The 18,826-nt window shown below is 64.3% G+C and carries 14 protein-coding genes and 2 tRNA genes; 6 read left to right on the top strand and 10 right to left on the bottom strand.

Features of this window, described 5'->3' with window-relative positions; translation table 11 throughout:
* Window positions 1–24 precede the first annotated feature (24 nt).
* Together EPB08_RS06230 and EPB08_RS06225 are read right to left on the bottom strand one after the other, a co-directional pair.
* A complete protein-coding gene (locus tag EPB08_RS06230) occupies window positions 25–939 on the bottom strand; it encodes a cupin-like domain-containing protein (protein WP_130618207.1) in 915 nt (304 codons plus the stop codon).
* A 407-nt stretch (window positions 940–1,346) separates the two neighbouring features.
* Window positions 1,347–2,213 carry a hypothetical protein gene (locus EPB08_RS06225; protein ID WP_130618206.1) on the bottom strand — a complete coding sequence of 289 codons (867 nt, stop codon included), beginning with the start codon at window positions 2,211–2,213 and terminating at the stop codon, window positions 1,347–1,349.
* A 184-nt stretch (window positions 2,214–2,397) separates the two neighbouring features.
* Here EPB08_RS06225 and EPB08_RS06220 point away from each other — a divergent pair, with 184 nt between their 5' ends.
* Window positions 2,398–3,117, top strand: coding sequence for a J domain-containing protein (locus tag EPB08_RS06220; RefSeq protein WP_165418422.1), 720 nt, complete (start codon window positions 2,398–2,400; stop codon window positions 3,115–3,117).
* 111 nt (window positions 3,118–3,228) lie between these two features.
* Here EPB08_RS06220 and EPB08_RS06215 read toward each other — a convergent pair whose 3' ends face one another.
* The 5 genes from EPB08_RS06215 to tviB form a co-directional block, all read right to left on the bottom strand.
* Entirely contained in the window at window positions 3,229–4,629 is a 1,401-nt protein-coding gene (locus EPB08_RS06215) for a TIGR03013 family XrtA/PEP-CTERM system glycosyltransferase (protein ID WP_130618204.1), read from the bottom strand.
* A gap of 127 nt (window positions 4,630–4,756) precedes the next feature.
* On the bottom strand, window positions 4,757–5,575 hold the full coding sequence (locus EPB08_RS06210) for a 4'-phosphopantetheinyl transferase family protein (RefSeq protein ID WP_130618203.1): 819 nt from the start codon (window positions 5,573–5,575) through the stop codon (window positions 4,757–4,759).
* Window positions 5,576–5,587: 12 nt separating this feature from the next.
* A complete protein-coding gene (locus EPB08_RS06205) occupies window positions 5,588–7,261 on the bottom strand; it encodes a GMC oxidoreductase (protein ID WP_130618202.1) in 1,674 nt (557 codons plus the stop codon).
* Window positions 7,262–7,365: 104 nt separating this feature from the next.
* The gene (locus tag EPB08_RS06200; RefSeq protein ID WP_130618201.1) at window positions 7,366–8,376 is read right to left on the bottom strand and encodes an NAD-dependent epimerase; all 1,011 of its coding nucleotides are present in this window, start codon (window positions 8,374–8,376) and stop codon (window positions 7,366–7,368) included.
* Between the two features lie 16 nt (window positions 8,377–8,392).
* Window positions 8,393–9,670, bottom strand: coding sequence for a Vi polysaccharide biosynthesis UDP-N-acetylglucosamine C-6 dehydrogenase TviB (tviB, locus tag EPB08_RS06195; RefSeq protein WP_130618200.1), 1,278 nt, complete (start codon window positions 9,668–9,670; stop codon window positions 8,393–8,395).
* 514 nt (window positions 9,671–10,184) lie between these two features.
* Between tviB and EPB08_RS06190 the strand changes: the two genes are divergently transcribed.
* The 3 genes from EPB08_RS06190 to EPB08_RS06180 are packed head-to-tail and all read left to right on the top strand — an operon-like array spanning window position 10,185 to window position 13,942.
* On the top strand, window positions 10,185–12,488 hold the full coding sequence (locus EPB08_RS06190; protein WP_130618199.1) for a TonB-dependent receptor: 2,304 nt from the start codon (window positions 10,185–10,187) through the stop codon (window positions 12,486–12,488).
* Between the two features lie 54 nt (window positions 12,489–12,542).
* Entirely contained in the window at window positions 12,543–13,229 is a 687-nt protein-coding gene (locus EPB08_RS06185; RefSeq protein WP_130618198.1) for a Fe2+-dependent dioxygenase, read from the top strand.
* Entirely contained in the window at window positions 13,226–13,942 is a 717-nt protein-coding gene (locus tag EPB08_RS06180) for a tetratricopeptide repeat protein (protein WP_130618197.1), read from the top strand. The genes EPB08_RS06185 and EPB08_RS06180 overlap by 4 nt, the downstream gene beginning before the upstream one ends.
* A 66-nt stretch (window positions 13,943–14,008) precedes the next feature.
* On the opposite strand, the gene EPB08_RS06175 is transcribed toward EPB08_RS06180, so the two are convergent.
* From EPB08_RS06175 to rnd, 3 genes are all read right to left on the bottom strand, one after another.
* Entirely contained in the window at window positions 14,009–14,641 is a 633-nt protein-coding gene (locus EPB08_RS06175; RefSeq protein WP_130618196.1) for a DUF2076 domain-containing protein, read from the bottom strand.
* A gap of 378 nt (window positions 14,642–15,019) precedes the next feature.
* A tRNA-Ala gene (locus EPB08_RS06170) sits at window positions 15,020–15,095 on the bottom strand.
* A gap of 58 nt (window positions 15,096–15,153) precedes the next feature.
* Window positions 15,154–16,272 (bottom strand): ribonuclease D, encoded by a 1,119-nt coding sequence (gene rnd, locus EPB08_RS06165; protein WP_130618195.1) that lies wholly within the window; start codon window positions 16,270–16,272, stop codon window positions 15,154–15,156.
* A gap of 122 nt (window positions 16,273–16,394) precedes the next feature.
* On the opposite strand from rnd, the gene EPB08_RS06160 reads away from it, so the two are divergent.
* The gene (locus EPB08_RS06160; RefSeq protein WP_130618194.1) at window positions 16,395–18,338 is read left to right on the top strand and encodes an SUMF1/EgtB/PvdO family nonheme iron enzyme; all 1,944 of its coding nucleotides are present in this window, start codon (window positions 16,395–16,397) and stop codon (window positions 18,336–18,338) included.
* A gap of 326 nt (window positions 18,339–18,664) precedes the next feature.
* Window positions 18,665–18,749: transfer RNA gene (locus EPB08_RS06155), tRNA-Leu, on the top strand.
* The last annotated feature ends 77 nt before the right edge of the window (window positions 18,750–18,826 follow it).

The raw sequence follows: 18,826 nt of genomic DNA, 5'->3' as shown, positions 1-18,826 counted from the left end.
TGCACCCTTGCGGGTGTTTACTACTCAAGCGATGGCGTAGGCCGAGCGATCCGTGTTCGGCTGCTTGCCAAGCGAGCGGCGCAACCACTCGCGCGAATCGATGGTGGAGCGGAAGCCCGCGTGCAACAGCGCGTCGAGCAGCGGGTTCTTGCCCACGGCGGGTGGTGCGATACCCCAGCCGCGCAGGCGCTCGTGCGCGCTGTGCAGCAGGCTGTCGCGGCGCGTGGACTCGGTGTAGTAGGTGAAGCTGATGGTGACCGAGGCGTTGTCGCCGTTCTCCACCATGTGCGGGCTGGTCGATGGCATGTACGCACCCTGGCCGGGTTCCAGGTGGAACACGGTGGCGCGCTCGCGCAGGCTGTCATCCCAGTGCAGGCGATCGCGCTCGTGAGAGGCGTGAAAGCGATCGCGCGCCTCTTCGCTGGCGGCGACGGTATCGCGGTGATCCCATACGTAGAGCGTCTTGCGACCGCTCACCTGCATGATGAAGTTGTGTTCCTTGTCGAAGTGGAACGGCGTCACCGCGTTCGGGGAGGTGATGAAGATCCAGCCGCCGCGATAGCTCATGCCGGGATCGACACGGTCGACGGCCGGCCTGATGCTGTCCAGCACGTCATCCACCAGCGAGCGGTAGAGGTCGTCGGTCTGCACGTTGAGCAGCGACATCCAGGCCTTGGCCTGGGCGATGTCCTGCAGCGTGGTCGCCGCCGACTTCGCGTTGGGATGCATCCGCGGCGCGTTGTTGAACGGCGTGCCGGCGGTGGCGTCGTCGCTGTGCGTGCGCACGCGCCCGCGGGCTTCCAGGCGCTTGCCAAGCTCCACCAGTTGGGGGAGTTGCAGCAGTGGATGATCGGTCAGGTGATGGCGCGCGGGCTGGATGCGCCATGGATCGAAATTGTCCCAATCCAGATCGATGAGCCGAGCGACATCGGCGTTCATGGTTCTCCCCCTGAACTTTCGTGGTTCGCACTGCCGCGATGTCGTTTACCGATCCCTGGCTGGCTTCGATGCTGGGTCGACGTGAACCACCTTGGCTCTGTCGCGTGTCGAAGACACCTTCCCCCGAAGCCGTGTCCTGAAGATCGGTGTAGACGCCGCGCAACGCAGGTCATGTACCGGAACGCCTGTAGTCTCCGTCGCCGCCATTTTTGTGTGAATACGCCCTAAGCAGCAGGAGGCTGCGATGTCGCTTGAGCGACCTCTCCGACGGAATAGGCTTTAAGGGGTAGCGATCGTGTCGCGCCCTGGCGCAGCGGACGCGGGGCCTCGCTCGAGCGGCGGCACGAGGTTGGTGGTGCGATGGAAAGTGATACACACCTGTTACAGGTGTGGTGCTCGAGCTGGGGTCAGGGAGCGGCCTGGAAGGCGAACAACCACAGGATGGCGCCTTGGGCGGGCGTGCCATGCCAGGTGACGGAATAGGTGCCCGCGGTATCGACCTGCCGCACGGCAACAGCGGCCTGCACGCCGCTGTTGGACGGCAGTTGCAGGTAGCTGTCGATCACCTTGAAGCCATCGCCGGGAACGGCGGACATCGAGTAGACGTAGGCATCGCCGAGCCATACCGCGACCAGCGTCGCCGGGCCCGTGGTGGTCACCGTGCCACTGGTGAGCGCGGTGTTGGTGGAATCGGGTTCGCCGTTGAAGCCCTGCCATGCGCGCCTCAGCCGATTGGTGGCTCGCTCGGCAACGCCAGGCGTCGGATAGTTCTGTGCGACGTCCTGCAGCTTGCCCGCGTGGGCGATCTCGATGAAGGGTATGGTGATCTCGCCTTCGGGCGCCCCGTCCTTCACCACCTGCACGGTATGCCCCTTGCCTCCGTGCGCGTCGATGGCGAGGTAGGCGCGCGCGTTGAAGCGCTCGTCGTAGCCGTTGTAGACGACGGGCTCCCCGACCGGCTTCCACTGGTTGCCGTAGCTGTCGGTGGGGGTATCGGGATTCTTCGCGTAACCGGCGATCAGCACCAGCAGCGAACTGCCGCTTTCCTGCGTATTCACCGCGGACGTGACGGCTGGCGTGCTGCCCTGACCGTCCGACTGGTTCAGCATGGTGTGCGCGCCGAGCGTGGGTGGCTTGGGCATGGCGGAAGGCACCGGGTCGTCGATGGTGCCGGCTAGCAGGGTAGGGGCAGTTGCCATCAGCAGGCAGAGCAGCAACCACGACGCGCGCGCGCGGGACGCACGGGCAGCAAGCAGAGAGGTGATACCTCGCATACGTGTCTTTTCCTGTCGCGTTGGTCCGATATTGTGATTGGCATTACATCGTGTCAAGCTCGAAACGGACGTCGTATGGACGGCCAAACCGGGTGGGTTGGGTGCATGGCCTCCGAGTCTTCGGAGGCGATGACAGGCCGATTCCCTCCCACCACGGTTCAACGCCACGGGTAGGGGGATGCCGGTGACGCGGGAGACCGATTTTCTGGATCTGTACCGGCAGCTCGGGCTGAGCCCCGGGTGCGATCTTGCGGAGCTGAAGCAGGCCTACCGTCGTCGCGTGGCCATGCTGCATCCCGATCGCCGGCCCAACCTTGCCATCGACGCCAGGGCCTCGGCGCGGCTGCAGCGGCTTACGGCGCAATACGGTGCGGCGATGGACTTCCATCGCCGCCATGGACGGTTGCCTGGGGCGCCCGTGACGCGTGATGCGACGAGCGATGTATTCCCCGCGGTGGCCGATCCTTTCGCCGCTTCGCGGACTGCACCGCCTCTGGCCGGCACTCCGTTTCATCCGGTGAGCGAGGTCGCGGCCGCCAAACGACGCACGCGCGGGCGAGTTGCCGTAGTGCTGGTGGTGGTGGCACTCGGCGTGTTTGCCTGGAACCTCTATTCGGCGTCGTTCGGGGCAGGGGCCGGCAGCGTCTCCGAGGACGATACGCAGTCTTCGGACGCCGCCACCGTCGCGCAGGACGATGCTCCCGATGCACCCGCGTTGCGCCTGGGCATGTCCGCCGACGAAGTGCGGGCGATCGAGGGCGATCCAGTATCGACGCATGGCGACCTCTGGGAGTACGGGCCGTCCTGGGTCCGCTTTGATCGTGATCAGGTGGTGGACTGGCATAGCTCGCCGTTGCGCGCCTTGCATACGGGCGACAGGCCGGCGCAGATCACTGGGCACTGAGGTACGCAACCAGTCACACTGGTCGCCAGGCGGCTGCCGTGCACGGTCCGTTGGCCAAACGGATCGACCTGCACGCCCCCACCACCCGGCGGCCACTGTGACCGGCAACGCTCAACGAGCGCCGCGGCCGAACAACACCACTTCCACGGTCTGGATCAGGATCAGCAGATCCAGCAGCAGGTTGTGGTTCTTCACATAGAACAGGTCGTACTTGAGCTTTTCCGCGGCTTCCTCGACGGTCGCCCCGTACGGGTAGCTGAGCTGCGCCCAACCCGCGAGTCCTGGTTTGAGGCAATGGCGCAGGCTGTAGTAGCGGATCTTGGTATCGAGGTCGGCCACGAATTGCGGACGTTCCGGGCGTGGCCCGACGACGCTCATGTCGCCCTTGAGTACGTTCCACAATTGCGGCAATTCGTCGATGCGAAGCTTGCGGCTGATACGACCCACGCGCGTCACGCGGTCATCGTTCTTGCTGGCCCAGCGTGCGACGCCGTCGCGTTCAGCATCCGTGCGCATGCTGCGGAACTTAAGCAACTGGAAGGTGCAGCCATGGGCGCCGACGCGCTCCTGCCGATAGAGGATCGGCTGGCCGCCGCCCGATTCAATGCGGATGGCCAGCACCTCAATCAGCATCAACGGCCAGCACAGCAGCAACAGCATGGACGCCGCCACGAGATCGAAACAGCGTTTGCTCAGCTGGCGCAACGGCGTGCCATTGAAGCCGCCGGAGAACACCAGCCACGACGGATCGAGGAACGACAGCTGCAGGCGGCCGGACTCGCGCTCGAAGAACGAAGTGAGGTCGGTCATGGTGACGCCCATCTGCCGGCATTCCAGAAGATCATCCATGGGCAGGTGGCCGCGGCGGTCATCCACGCCTACCACCACTTCGTCGATCTGCTCGCGCAGGACAATGGCGCGCAAGGACAGGGTGGTGCGGATCAGCTGTTCCTCAGGCACCGCCACGACCTCGCTCGCGTGCGGCACGTAGCCCACCACGCAGAAGCCGCGGCGGTCGGTGCGCCGGCGCATCTGGTTATGGATCTGCGCGGCTCGGTTGCCCGCGCCGAGAATCAACACGCGGCGCTTGAGTGATTCCACCTCGACCAGCCGCAGGAACACGATGCGTATGCTGAGCACGAGGATGAAGCCAAGGATCAGGGCGATGGCCAGCACGCCGCGGCCCACGTAGGCCTGCGGCAGCACGTAATAGCCGATCACCAGCATCACGCCACCCAGCACGAACGCCACCGCCTGGCGCGCGAGCAACCCGAAGCGCGTCATGCGCATATGGGTCTGGTATTGCCCGAGCGCCACCATGCCGAACACGATCGCAGCGGCGAATACCATCGCGCGCTCCGGAAGGTGCACGGTGAACTCCGCGAGTTCATCCGCGTTCGAGGCGTAACGAACGTAAGTGGCGATGACCAGCGAGGCGGCGAGCAACAGGAACTCGCACAGACCAAGCAGCATGAGCCAGCGCACCGATTGCCGACGCAGGAAACGTAGCATCCGATCCCCCTTGCCCCCTACAAGCCGCATCCATTTAGCGAGACATGAGGCTAACGTGGACCTTTCATCCGCGTCGATGCAACTTAGGACAGATCGCCACTGCACCCGTTCGGCTGTCTCACGGCTGTTACAGCACTGGCCAATGTTCCGATCCATCCGTATGGACGGCTGTCGTATGCATCGGCAGCCAATGCACGCGCAGTTCGCTGATGTGCCCTGGTGCAGCCAGCGCACCCACCCAACCCTTGGGGAGCGTCAGCGAATGCACGATGCATGCGGGCATGTCGGCAGCCAATGCAGGAGGTGCTATCGGCATTCCGGCATCCGCGCGAATGGTCGATGGCGTCGCCAGCAGTCCCACGCCAAACGCCTTCAGCAGTGCTTCCTTGCGCGTCCATAGAGCAAGCAACGCTGCATCCTGCTCGTGCGCTGCGAAGGCGCCGATGGTATCGGCCTCCTCTGGAGTACATACGACTTTGAGCAGATCACGCATGCCGGTGCGTGGCGGCGCCTGCTCGACATCGATGCCGATGCATTCGGCGCGCGCGACCGCGATGGCGACATGGTTGCCGCTATGGCTGAGGCTGGTCGCGTAACCGGTGCCAGGCAGGCAGGGCTGACCGTGTGCCGTGCTTGCAAGCGCCACGTCTTCGGGCGCCATGCCAAGCACATCCCCAAGTACGAGGCGCCACACCGCGTGGGCCATCACATACGCGTCCCGGTGCTGCTCCTGGCGAAAGCGGAGCGAGCGCTCTCGCTCCTGGCTAGGAAGCACGCGGCTGGCTTCGCTGCGGAATCCCGTCCATTGGCTGCTGTCGAACAACACCACCAAGGCTTCGTGCTCGGCAGCCTCAGGTCGACGGTTGTGGCGCAACCATGGCCCGACGATGTCACGCAGCGAGGGCGTGGCGTCCTGCATGGCTCGCATGGCGGCGACGGGCGTCATGATGGGCTGTCGTCACAACAGGCCGGTACTGGCGCAGGTGGTGAGCAGGTCACGCAATTCATCGGCCAGGCGCATGCTCAACGCCACGATGGTGAAGGTGGGGAACGCCCATCCTCCCGTCGGGAAGACCGAGCTTCCGGCGATATGCAGGTTGTCCATGCCGTGCACTTTGCAACGGGAGTCCACCACGCCCGTCAGCGGGTTGTCCGACATGCGCGTGGTGCCCATGTGGTGCGCGGTGCCATGCACTTCGGGCTTGGCGGCGTCGTCATGCGCAAGCCATGGTTCGAGTTCGAAGTGTCCCTCGCCCGCGCTTGCGATTTCTTCGCCGAACATCCGCGCGGACGAGCGATAGGTTTCGCGATCGAGCGAGGTAAGGCGCCAGTCGACTTCGACCTTGCGCTGGCCGAACGCATCCATCTCCGCGCCCAGCGTCACGCGGCTGTCCGGATTGGGCGCCTGTTCGAAATAGCCGACCAGGTCCACGTGGCTGTTGGCCACCGTGGGCCGATCTGTCAGCCTGTGCACGCAGGCACGGGCAAGGTCGCCGATGCCCAGTCCAAGTTTCAGTGCGGTGAGACCGAGGTTGTCGGGCGCGGTGATGACGTGTCCCGCCGGGGCGTTGCGCAAGGCCTCCGATAACCTGGCCTCGAGTAGCGCGCTTTCATTTTGAACCGGATTGCGCAATGCGGTCTTCAGTTCGCGCAAGGCGCGGATGCCGCGCGGCAGCGGGCCTTCCACGCCGAACGGATGCACGCGACCGTTGAGCACGCGGTGCTTGCGTTGGAACTGGGGTGAGAGCGCGATTTCGGGGAAGGCCGGCGGCGCACCCTTGATGTGCCTTCGCTCGTAGGGCCGCGTGATGCGATGATTGCCTTTCGCCGTCAACGTGCCCAGCTTTCCGCTGGGATGATCCATGAAGTAGCGGCCGACCACGTCATGCCGGTTGCCCAGCCCTTCGGGCACGACGGAATTGGAAAGCAGCAACAGACGCGCATTCTCGATGCCGCCACAGGCAAGCACGTAGTGACGGGCCCGCACCACGCCGCGTGCGCCGTTGAGCGCGCCGATATGGGCCTCGCGCACGTGCCGGCCATCGGCGCTCGCCTTCAGTTCCAGCAGGTTGCCGTGCAACAACACCGTGACATTGTCGGCGTGCTCGAGTTCGGTGCGATAGGCATCGCCGAACAGGATCGGACTGCGCGCGAAGAACTGGTTGACCAGCTTCTCCTGGTCGAATGGAAGCGTGCTGCGGAAGGGTGATTCGGCGAAGGAGCCATCAGTGAAGTCCAGTGCACCGATCTGGCAATACTCCCGGGCCCGCAGATAGAACGGCTCGAGGTCGGCGTAGCCGATGGGCCATCCGCTGTGCGGCACCCATTCCCGTCGCTCCAGGTCCTGTTTGCCCAGGGGAATGCAGCCGCCGCCCCAAAGATTGCAGCTGCCGCCGAACACTCGCATGCGCGACATGCTTGGATTGAATTCGACATCGCCGGCTGAACTGCCTTCGTAAAGCGCCTGGTTGCGGTCTTCGCCCGCCAGTCCGCCGCTTTCGATCAGACACACGTTGAAACGCGTACCCAGGAACGAGCGGGCAATGGCAATGCCGGCGGCTCCGCCGCCGACTATGCACACATCCGCTTCCACATCGGCGGGATGCTCCCCGCCCAGGTAGTCGATGATCACACCCGTCCCCTTGGAATCCCCGTTGACCAACATCCTGTGGTGACGTGGATTGGGTCGGTGGCGTATCGGTCAGTCGCGCCGCCCCGATGTCGGGCCTTCACCAATCACACGCGGTAGTACTCGCGATACCAGCGTACAAAGTTGGCTACCCCCGTTTCTACCGACACCTGCGGCCTATAGCCAACGGCCTGTATCAGGTCGGTTACATCGGCTTCGGTATCGGGCACGTCGCCCGCCTGCAATGGAAGGAGCTCCATCGTGGCCTTCTTGCCCAGGCACTGCTCGAGCACTTCGATGTACTGCAACAGTTCGACCGGGCGCTCGTTGCCAATGTTGAAGAGACGGAAGGGCGCAACGCCACTGCGTGCGGGATCAGGCATGTTGCTGTCCCAGGCCGCATCGATGGATGGCACCTTGTCGAGCGTACGAATCACGCCTTCGACGATGTCGTCCACATAGGTGAAGCTGCGCTTGTGCCTGCCATGATTGAACACGCGGATGGGCTCGCCGGCCAGGATCGCCTTGGTGAACAGGAACAGCGCCATATCCGGGCGACCCCACGGGCCGTACACCGTGAAGAAGCGCAGGCCGGTGCATGGAATGCCGTAGAGGTGCGCGTAGCTGTGCGCCATCTGCTCATTGGCTTTCTTTGTTGCCGCGTAGAGCGTGAGCGGGTGCTCCGCCGGCTTGTGCTCGGAGAACGGCATCGCGGTATTCGCGCCGTATACCGAGCTGGTCGAAGCGAACACGAGGTGCTCGACGCCGTGCTGCCGGCAGCCTTCCAGCACATGCAGGAAGCCGGTCACGTTGCTGCTGGTGTAGACGTGCGGATTCTCAGCGGCGTAGCGGACGCCAGCCTGCGCGGCGAGGTTGACCACGCGTTGCGGCCGATGCTCGGCGAACGCGCGCTCCATGGCGGCGCGGTCGGCGAGATCGGCGTGGATGTGCGTGTAGCCCGGGCGATCGGCGAATCGCGCCAGTCGCGCCTTCTTCAGGTTGACGTCGTAGTAATCGCTGAGGTTGTCGAGGCCTACCACTTCGTCGCCGCGCGCCAGCAGGCGCTCGGCGACATGGGAGCCGATGAATCCGGCAGTGCCGGTAACCAACACTTTCATGGCGTGTTCCTGAAGTTCAGAGTCGACCGTCGACGGCGTCGCGCGGAAGCACGTATTTTACGTCGTACACCACCGAAGCCGGCTTGCCGTAACCGCGGATGCCATCAACGCCAAGCTCGACGAACTGGCGATGGCCCACGGCCACGATGACGGCGTCATAGTCGCCAGGGGAGGGGGCTGCCACCGGGGTCAGCTCGTACTCGTGTTCGGCCTCGGCGGCATTGACCCACGGGTCATGCACGTCCACCTGCGCGTTGTAGGCGTGCAGCGCATGCACGATGTCCACCACGCGGGTATTGCGCAGATCGGGGCAGTTTTCCTTGAAGGCGAGGCCCAGCACCAGCACGCGTGCGCGCACCGGGTTGATGCCCTTGCACACCATCAACCGGATCACTTCGTTGGCAACGTACAAGCCCATGCCGTCGTTGGTGCGACGGCCCGCCAGGATCACGTCCGGGTGATGCCCGACCTCCTGGGCCTTGTGGGTCAGGTAATAGGGATCCACGCCAATGCAGTGGCCACCCACCAGTCCCGGACGGAAGGGCAGGAAGTTCCACTTGGTGCCCGCCGCCTGCAGCACTTCCAGCGTGTCGATGCCGAGCTTGTTGAACAGGATCGAGAGATCGTTCACCAGTGCGATGTTGAGGTCGCGCTGCGTGTTCTCGATCACCTTGGCCGCTTCGGCCACCTTCAGCGAGCTGGCCTTGTGCGTGCCGGCGGTTATGATGGAGCCGTACAGGCGATCCACGAAGTCGGCCGCTTCGGGCGTCGAGCCGGAAGTGACCTTCAGGATGCTGGTGACGCGATGCTGCTTGTCGCCCGGGTTGATGCGCTCGGGGCTGTAACCGGCGAAGAAGTCGCGATTGAACACCAGGCCCGAACCCTTCTCGAGGATGGGCACGCACACTTCTTCCGTGCAACCGGGATAGACCGTGGATTCGTACACCACGGTATCGCCGCGCTTGAGCACCTTGGAAAGTGCTTCGCTGGCGCGCATGAGCGGGGTGAGGTCGGGGCGCTTGGCCGAATCGATCGGCGTGGGCACCGTGACGATATAGACGTTTCGGTCGGCAATATCCGCCAGTTCGCTGCTGAAACGCAGGCGCTTGGCCTCGGCAAGTTCTTCGCTGTTCACTTCCAGCGTGCTGTCACGCCCCCCACGCAACTCCTCGATGCGGCCGCGGTTGATGTCGAAGCCGACCGTGTCGTAACGCCTGCCAAACTCGACAGCCAGTGGGAGTCCGACGTAGCCGAGACCGATGATGGCGAGCTTGGTGTCTTCCAGATTCTGCATGCGGGGTTCCTGCTGTCTGGTGTGAAGAGGCACAGAGCCGGCCCGCAGGCTATCCGTTGGATCGCCCGATTGGATGACGAGAGCTCCGTGCCCTTGCGCTTCACAGGCCTCAGTGCCTGTCGAAGAGGCCTGCGCATGTCGAGTGCGCGGGCGACGCAAGGCTAGCAGGGTCGTCTTCCTTTTCAGCTAGGCCAGAGGTTGCTTACCAGATGGAGGATGCCGGGCAATGAGCGTGTGGGGATGAACGGGGCCTGCATGTGGTCGCTCGCTGCTCGGTAGTGCAGTGAGGAATGCGGCGCGCACTAAGGGTTAGGGGCGCCCCTGTGGCTGAGCCGCGGTCAGTCGCTCGAAAGTAAGATATTGCGAATCATTCTCACTTCCGTTATCGTCTTGTGACGCAGCCGGGCTCGAGGCTTCACCTCGCCACGGCGAACGCAACCCATCCCCACCCACCAGCAGGCCATGCGGCTCCCATACCGGAGAAGCCGGTGTATGCCTGCGCGAAGGATCGAGCATGACTTGCAAAGCGTTTGTGTCTTCCGCGGCGAACCCTCCCATCCGTCTGGCCGTCAGCGCACTGGGCCTGGCCCTGGCTTCGACTTCTGCACTGGCTGCCACCGAGGCGGTGGCGGACAACCGCGACACGACGCCCGATCCCCAGGACGCACAGAACCTGGAGGGCGTGAAGGTCCGTTCGACGGTGGTCAACACCACCTCGCCGAAGTTCACCGCGCCGCTGCTCGATACGCCGCGCTCGGTCACCGTCATTCCGCAGGAGATCATCCAGCAGACGGCGGCGACCTCCTTGCTCGACGTGCTGCGCCAGGTGCCGGGCATTACCTTCGGTGCCGGTGAAGGCGGCAATCCCAACGGCGACCGCCCGATCATCCGTGGCTTCAATTCGGAGAGCTCGATCTTCATCGACGGCATCCGCAGCTCCGGTTCGCAGAGCCGCGAGATCTTCGATGTCGATCAGGTCGAAGTCCTCAAGGGACCGAGCTCGGCCTATACCGGCCGTGGCGGCGTGGGCGGCAGCGTCAACCTGGTGACCAAGGCGCCCAAGGCCGAGGACTTCGTGCGTGGCACGGCGGGCGTCGGCACGGACAACTACTACCGCGGCACGGTGGACTGGAACCAGCGGTTCGGCAGCGATTCCGCCTTCCGTCTCAATGTGATGGGGCACAGCAACGATATCCCGGGTCGCGATGGCCCCGATTTCTCTCGTTGGGGCATTGCACCGTCAGTGACCTTCGGCCTGCATTCGGCTACCAGCGTAACGCTGAGCTACTACCACCTGCAGAGCGACGACACGCCCGACAGCGGCATTCCCTACAACAATCCGTTCGCGGCCACGAGTCCGTACGCCTACCTCAACGGCGACGGTCGCCCGTACTCGGTGCCGCGCGGTACCTACTACGGCTGGCTGGATCGCGACTTCCAGAAGCAGAGCGACGATGTCGGCACGGTGCTGGTGAAGCACGACTTCGGCGACGGCTGGCTGCTGCGCAATACCACGTTGTACGGTCGCTCGACCAACAACTACATCTGGACGCAGCCGGACGACAGCCAGGGCAACTTCCTGTTGAACGGTGGCGTCTGGCGCCGCAACAACAACCGCGACAGCAGCACCACCAACCTCACCAACCAGACCGATCTTACCGGCGAGTTCGAGACGGGTAGCCTGAAGCACAGTGTCGCCGCCGGCCTGGAGCTGAGCAGCGAGAAGACCCAGCGCACCAGCTATCTGGTCGATCCCGCGAAGAACGCCGCCGACACCCACAACACCGGTTCCATCGTCAACGGCGCGTGCAGTCCGAAGTACGGCATCGGCGCACCGTCCAATTACTGGTGCACGGATGCACAGCATCCGACGCCGAACGATCCGTTCAATGGCGCGATCACCGGCGGACAGAATCCTACGCGCATCGTCACCGATACGCGTTCGGCGTGGGCATTCGATACGGTGACCTTCAACCCGCAGTGGTCGGTGAACGGCGGCGTGCGCTTCGACAGCTTCAGCACCCGGTCCACCGCGACGACGACCACCACGGGCGCCGTCACGCGCCTCAGCAACGATTCCAGCTTCTGGAACTACCAGCTCGGCGTGGTCTACAAGCCGGCGCAGAACGGCAGCATCTACCTGTCCTGGGGTACCTCGTCCAATCCGCCGGGTGTGGATGCGGGCGATGGCGCGGACGGTCTCGCGGTAACCAATGCGGAACTGAAGCCGGAAAGCAGCCGCAACCTGGAACTGGGCACCAAGTGGGACGTGCTGGACCAGCGGCTCTCGCTCACCGCGGCGGTTTTCCGCAGCGAAAAGACCAATGCACGCGTCGCCACCGGCGGTCGCGGCAGCGCGCAGATCAACGTCGGCGAGCAGCGTGTCGACGGCGTGGAGCTCGGCTTCAGTGGTGCGATCACCGAGCGCTGGAGCGTATATGGCGGCTATACCTATCTGGACAGCGAGCTGGTCAAGGTCGGTCCGGGCGAGCCGGCGAACAAGGGCAACCAGTTTCCCAACACGCCGAAAAACAGCTTCACGCTGTGGACCACGGTGGCGATTACCTCGAAGTGGTCCGTCGGTGGCGGCGCGTATTACCAGGACAAGGTGTACGGCGATACGGCCAATCTGAAATGGGTGCCTTCGTACACGCGTTTTGACGCGATGGCGTCCTACGAGGTCAATCCGCACCTCACCCTGCAGCTCAACGTGCAGAACTTGACCAACAAGTACTACTTCGACAAGGCCTATGCCTCGCACTACGCCTCGGTGGCACCGGGCCGCGCGGGCATCCTGACCGCGAACTTCAGCTTCTGATACTGTCAAGGACTGGCCGCAGGATGCGGCCAGTCCGTTTTCGTAGGAACGACCATGCTTCTGCACATCCCCGAAGTCCTTAACGCCGATGAATTGGCCTATTGCCGGCAGCGTCTCCAGCAGGCGCCGTGGGCCGATGGAAAGGTGACGGCCGGGCACCAGTCGGCGCTCGCCAAGGACAACCTGCAGCTTCCCGAGGATGCCGCCGAGGCCAGGGAGCTGGGGCAGGTCTTGCTCGATGCGCTGGCGCGCAATACCACCTTTTTTGCCAGCGCGTTGCCGCGCCATATCTTTCCGCCGTTGTTCAACTGCTATCGCGGTGGGCAGTCATTTGGCTTCCATGTGGATAACGCCATCCGTTATGACCGGCGGCACGGCGCAGGTACGCCGATCCGCACGGATCTTTCGGCCACGCTGTTCTTCAATGATCCCGACGAATACGAAGGCGGCGGCCTGGTGATCGAAGACACCTACGGCACGCACTCGGTGAAGCTGCCGGCGGGCGACATGGTGCTGTATCCCTCCTGCAGCCTGCATCGCGTCGAGCCGGTGACGGCTGGGGCGCGGATGGCCTCGTTCTTCTGGATCCAGAGCCTGGTACGCGACGAACACCAGCGCCGCCTGCTGCTGGAGCTGGATGTTTCCATCCAGAGCCTCACCCAGGCCGAGGCGCCGCAGGCGGACATGCTTCGCCTCACCGGCGTGTATCACAACCTGCTGCGAACCTGGTCCGAGACATGAGTGGTGCGTCGGTCGCGGGTCGAGTGGACGAGTTTCTCCATCTGCTGAGGACGGAGCCGTCGCGGGTGCATTCGACGCTGTTGGCGCAGGCGCTGGCCGGCGATCCGGGATCGCAGCTGGGCGTGGCCCAGATGTATCTCGAAGGCATTGGCTGCGAGCGCAACATGGCGGAAGCGCTGTACTGGTTCCAGCATGCGGCGCACCAGGGCGACGCCATGTCGATGAACATGCTCGGCCGCATCCACGAGAATGGATGGGGTGTGCCGGTCAATTACGAACTCGCGGCCGTCTGGTATCGCGAGGCCGCCGAGCATGGATCGGACTGGGGCATGTACAACTACGCCCATGTGCTGGCTAACGGCCGTGGCATGAAGCCCAATCGCACCGAGGCCTTTCACTGGTTCGGGCGTGCTGCCGACGCGGGCCATGCGCGCGCGATGCATTTCCTGGGGCAGTACTACGAATACGGCTGGGAAACCGCGCAGGACATCGACAGGGCATGTGAGCTCTATCGCATGTCGGCGGAAAAGGGTGATTACCGGGGCAAGTGCAGTTGGGCTTCGGTACTGACCGAACGCGGGCGCATCGACGAGGCTTGCGCGTTGCTGCGCTCTGCCATCGATGCGGCGCCGGCTTATTTTGTCGAAGCGTTGCGCAACGATCTTCGCGAGTCGCGCCATCCCGAGCTACGCGATCTCGCGGCTACGGCCTGATGCCGCGAGCGCACCCGGTCCTTCACCGGGTGCGCCCTGGACTGACTTGAAGATTGCGACGCGCGCTCAGCTCCAGCTGCTGTCGTCGAACCCGCCATCGCTGCTGTTGTCGAAATCGTCCGTCGACGCGAAGTCCTGGTCGTTGCGGTCCAGCGAACGATCGTTGTCGTAGTAGTTGTTGTTCTCGGTGATGTTTTCGATCACCGACGGTTGGCCGCCGCCGAGAAAGCCGCCGCCATGGTGGCCGCCCATCAGGCTCTCGATGCCTTCGAACAGGAACATGCCGCCGGCGACGCCTGCTGCAGTGGTCGCGGCCTGCGAGAGAAAGCTGGGCGCAGCTGCGGGAGGTTGTGCCGGTGCGCTGCCGAACAGGCGGTCACGCCAACTGGGCGCGGCAGCGGGTTGCTGGGGCGGGTAGGGCGGCGGCGTTGCGCCCCAGGCGGGCTGCTGTCCACCGAGGAAGCTGCCGCCGCCTTGCTGGGACGACACCTGCGACTGAAGCTGCGCAATCTGCGCCTTCGCGTTCTCGAGGGCCTGCTGCTGCAGCAGGCTGCGTTGCACCAGCAGATAAAGCGCGTCCGGCTGGCCGGCCAGGTGCTGGCGGATCAACGCGTCGGCCTGGGGGTCCTTCGCCACGCCGCCCGCATTGGCCAGGCGCTGGAGAAAATCTTCGAGTAGTTGTTGTTCCTGCGGTGTCATGACTAGCGGAATCTCCGGCATGGGTGATGGCGCCCACCATCGCGCGTAAAAAGCGCGGCGAGCAGTGCCGGAAGTGTGCCCGTGCGTGATGACATCAAGGGGTGAGACGATCCCGTTTGCCTGCCAGTCAGCCAGCGATGCATCGGGGCCGTCGCGCTGGTCGTGTTGGAACATCGGAACGTAGCGATTCTTGCGGCGGTGCCCGTCCTTGTACCGGTCCAGCTTGCCTGGGCGGCACCTCTCTGGAATGCCGTGGGGGGACAGGGAGTACCTGCATTGCGTACGCGGTGGTGACGCCGTGTCGAGGCCGGCTTTGGGCGCGCCCCATAACAAAACAGCGCCTGGTGCCGAAGGCAACAAGCGCTGTCTGGAATCAAGTGGTGGAGCCAGGGAGGATCGAACTCCCGACCTCGTCATTGCGAACGACGCGCTCTCCCAGCTGAGCTATGGCCCCACAAGAGCGAGCCATGTTAGCAGGCCGTTTTGGCTTTCGCCAAGCCCCCGCGCGGCGCTCAGGGCAGCAGGCGACTCAGGTCCTCATGCAGCACGCCGCGTCGCCAACCCTCGAGGAAATCCGGCCATTGCGCAGTGACCACGTATTCCTCCAGCACCTTGCGGGGGCATAGCAGGCCTGCGGGAAGGTCGAGGCTTTCAGCGCGTTGGTCGATCGCATCCTTCATCGCGGACAGGGCGCGCTTGGCTTCGCCCTGGGGAGATTCGGGAATGGCGGAGGTGGCTTCCACTTCTTCCGGCTCGATGGGCCGAAGCAGGGTTTCCAGTAGCTCCCGCTGCTGCGGCGCGCGCAGCGCGCGCTGGCCGCGCGTACGCTGCTCGAGGTTTCCAATGTTGCCAGGCAGTTGCTGCACCAGGCTCATCACCAGCGCGTCTTCGAGCAGCCACGGACGTGGGCGGTCCAGCGTGCGAGCCGTGTGATCGCGCCACAGCAGGATGCGGCGGAGCAGGGCGCGCTGTTCGGGGCGCCATTCCGCGGCGCTGCGGAACGTGCGCTGCGGTTGCGGATCACCGCCGCGATAGCAGGAGCGCTGTTTCAAGCGTTCGCAGTCTTCGGTGTGCCAGGCGGTGCGTTCGCGTTGGGCGAGGCGCTCGGCAAGCTGTTCGTGCACCGGCTTGAGGTAGACGACGTCCAGCGTGGCATAGCTGCGCTGGGAGTCGGTCAGCGGTCGCTGCAGCCAGTCGGAACGCGTCTCGCCCTTGTCCAGTTCCGCGCCGGCCAGTTCGGCCACCAGCGCCCGATAGCTGAGGCCCAATCCCATGCCCACAAAAGCGGCTGCGATCTGCGTGTCGAACAGATGGCGAGGTCCGTGCGGCAGCAGCGGCGAGAGCGATTCGAGATCCTCGCTGGCGCTGTGCATCACCGTGACTGCATCGCTGTCGCCCACCAGGGGGCGCAGGGCATCGCCGATATCGAAGGCCAGCGGATCGACCAGCGCGTAGCGACCATTCCAGCCGAGCTGGATCAGGGCGAGCTGCGGATAGAACGTATTGCGCCGCATGAACTCGGTGTCGAAGCCGAGCGAGGCGTCCTGCGGCACGGCGGCCAGCCATGCGTGCAGGGCATCGGGACGGTCGATCCAGGTGGCGTCGTGGGTGAGGGATGAATCGGGATGCATGCGTCTTCCTGGCCACGCAGGACGCGCACACGCGCATTGTCCTGACATCGGTTTGTGCCTATGGTTAAGGCAATACTGAGTAAGAATCGCCGCACGATAACAGGCTGCCCCGGAACCAAGCCATGCCGAGCAAGGAAACCGTACGACGACAACGCGCACTCGGTGGGGCCGTCGGCGTGGCTGTGCTCGGATTGGCGCTGGTCTATCACTTCTTTCCGCGGGTATTCCACGTCGAGCCGTCCTCGACCGCATCGCATCGGGCCATGAACATGGGCCCTTCGCCTTCCGCGGCGCCGATGCCTGCAGCCCCGCCTCCGGGGCTGGGGGAGGTCGATGCCGGACCGCCTGTGACCCTCGCGCCCACCGAGGTCATCGTGGCGCGGATGAGCAACAAGGACACCAACCTCCCACAACAGCTGAGCGCGGATACGCCCGAGGTCGAGGCCTTGCTGACGCGCGCCAACAAGGCGTTGCATGGAGGGCAGTTGGCGGGTGATGAAACCAGCGCTGCCGCGCTGTTCGAGCAGGCGTTGAAGTTGAAGGCGGACAGCCGCCGGGCGGCACAGGGATTGTTCGAGGTCCGGGCGCGTCTGGTGGCGGAGATCAACCAGGATCTGGTGGTCGGCGATGCCGACTCGGCCAGCGATCTGCTCGACACGCTCAAGACGATTCCCGACTCCGGTGACGACGTCACGCAGGCGCAGGCCAAATTGAAGACGCTGGCACAGGTGCGACCATTGCTCGCCAAGGCAGCGACGTTGCTGCAGCAAGGACATGCCGACCAGCCTGCCGGCGACAACGCACTCGAGCTGTATCGCCAGGTGCAGCAGCTGGATCCGGAAAACGCCGTGGCGGCCCAGGGCACTTTGCAGGTGCAACGCGCGGTGCTCGATCGCGCGCTTGCCGCAGTCGCCCAGAACGATTTCAAGGGTGCGGACGCGGCACTGGCTGAAGCCGCTCAGATCGCCCCCGATTCGCCTGCCCTCGGTGATGTCCACACGCGCGTGGACAACATGCGCCAGGCGCGTGCCAGCGGGCTGCTTGGCCAGGCGCGCTCGGCCCTCGATGGCGGCAACATGACGCTGGCTCAGCAACTGGCAGACCAGGCCAAGGCCATCAGCCCGGATCTGGCCGGGCTTTCGGATTTCAGCGAACGCCTGACCAATGCCCGCCTGTACGCAAGCTACAAGCCGGGTCAGGTATTCACTGATCGTTTCCTGGATATTCCGGGCCAGGCACCTTCGATGGTGGTGGTGCCCACCGGCAGCTTCCGCATGGGCGCGCCGGATAATGAAGAAGGGCGCCAGGACGACGAGACACCGCAACATGACGTGACCATCGCCAAAGGCTTTGCCATGGCGCGCACGGCCGTCACCGTGGGGCAGTTTCGCGAGTTCGTGAAGGCCAGCGGCTACCAGCCCGACTCCGTGAAGCTGGGCGGAGCCAGTGTCTACGACGAGGGCACGGGTGCCATGCGCGACGACGGGAATGCGGGATGGCAGGACGATTACGTCGGCAAGTTGGCCGACAGTCGGCTTCCGGTGGTCAATATCTCCTGGGCCGACGCCAAGGCCTACGCCGACTGGCTGAGCCAGCGGACCGGCAAGACTTATCGGTTGCCGAGTGAGGCCGAGTTCGAATATGCGCTGCGTGGCGGTACCACCACACGTTATTGGTGGGGTGATGGCGCTCCGACCAGCAAGGTGGAAAACCTTACGGGCTCCAGCGACCGCTCACCGAGCGGCCGGCGCTGGAGCAACGCCTTTGCAGGCTATCGCGATGGATTCTGGGGGCCGGCGCCGGTGATGAGCTTCTCGCCGAACCCGTATGGCCTCTACGACATGGGCGGCAACGTTTCCGAATGGGTGCAGGACTGCTGGCACGACAGCTATCTGCGCGCTCCCCGCGACGGTAGTGCCTGGATCAACCCGGGTTGCAGCGTGCGCGTGGTGCGCGGTGGTTCGTGGGGGAGCTCCCCGGATCAGGTGCGCTCGGCTTATCGCCAGGGCGCGGATGCGACCGTACGCAGTGGCCGCGTCGGCTTCCGGGTCATTCGCGAGCTCTGACCGTTGCCGGTGCGGTGGCGCCAGTCGTCGTGCCCGACTGCTCCGATTCGAGTTCGAAGATCGCGATTCTTCCCGCTGCCCTGCATCGAGCGCTTTTCGGCGGAAACCCGCGGCGTCGCAACGCCGCCGAGACTTTTCCTCGGTGACCATTGACCCGCTTGTGCTGGTCACTACACGACCCGTAAAATGACTCGCTTTCGTGTAAGGGAATCATCGACTTAGGGCGGAGTGTCCGGAGGCTGACGGGGTGGGGTGCGAGGAAACATTCTTTCGCTATTCCTTTGTAAATCCGGTGCTTGCGGTAATTTCCTCAGAGTTGTTCTGATGCGAAAGTGGCGGAATTGGTAGACGCACTGGATTTAGGTTCCAGCGGGTAACCCCGTGAGGGTTCGAGTCCCTCCTTTCGCACCATCCCTTTGGTTTTTCATAAGCAGGCGGCCCAGAGGTCGCCAAGCGCCTTTGACGGGCGCTCAGAATCGGTATTCCAG

Source organism: Dyella amyloliquefaciens (assembly GCF_004296575.1).
Lineage (GTDB): Bacteria > Pseudomonadota > Gammaproteobacteria > Xanthomonadales > Rhodanobacteraceae > Dyella > Dyella amyloliquefaciens.
The sequence above is the reverse complement of the archived record's forward strand: the minus strand, read 5'-3'. Positions and strand labels throughout refer to the sequence as shown.

Bases quoted from the DNA above. Each gene is read 5' to 3' on its own strand.
- EPB08_RS06160 (WP_130618194.1), top strand. From the start codon at position 16,395: ATGCCGAGCAAGGAAACCGTACGACGACAACGCGCACTCGGTGGGGCC.
- tviB (WP_130618200.1), bottom strand. From the start codon at position 9,670: ATGCAGAATCTGGAAGACACCAAGCTCGCCATCATCGGTCTCGGCTAC.
- EPB08_RS06175 (WP_130618196.1), bottom strand. From the start codon at position 14,641: ATGACACCGCAGGAACAACAACTACTCGAAGATTTTCTCCAGCGCCTG.
- rnd (WP_130618195.1), bottom strand. From the start codon at position 16,272: ATGCATCCCGATTCATCCCTCACCCACGACGCCACCTGGATCGACCGT.
- EPB08_RS06185 (WP_130618198.1), top strand. From the start codon at position 12,543: ATGCTTCTGCACATCCCCGAAGTCCTTAACGCCGATGAATTGGCCTAT.
- EPB08_RS06190 (WP_130618199.1), top strand. From the start codon at position 10,185: ATGACTTGCAAAGCGTTTGTGTCTTCCGCGGCGAACCCTCCCATCCGT.
- EPB08_RS06180 (WP_130618197.1), top strand. From the start codon at position 13,226: ATGAGTGGTGCGTCGGTCGCGGGTCGAGTGGACGAGTTTCTCCATCTG.
- EPB08_RS06200 (WP_130618201.1), bottom strand. From the start codon at position 8,376: ATGAAAGTGTTGGTTACCGGCACTGCCGGATTCATCGGCTCCCATGTC.
- EPB08_RS06225 (WP_130618206.1), bottom strand. From the start codon at position 2,213: ATGCGAGGTATCACCTCTCTGCTTGCTGCCCGTGCGTCCCGCGCGCGC.
- EPB08_RS06230 (WP_130618207.1), bottom strand. From the start codon at position 939: ATGAACGCCGATGTCGCTCGGCTCATCGATCTGGATTGGGACAATTTC.
- EPB08_RS06215 (WP_130618204.1), bottom strand. From the start codon at position 4,629: ATGCTACGTTTCCTGCGTCGGCAATCGGTGCGCTGGCTCATGCTGCTT.
- EPB08_RS06210 (WP_130618203.1), bottom strand. From the start codon at position 5,575: ATGACGCCCGTCGCCGCCATGCGAGCCATGCAGGACGCCACGCCCTCG.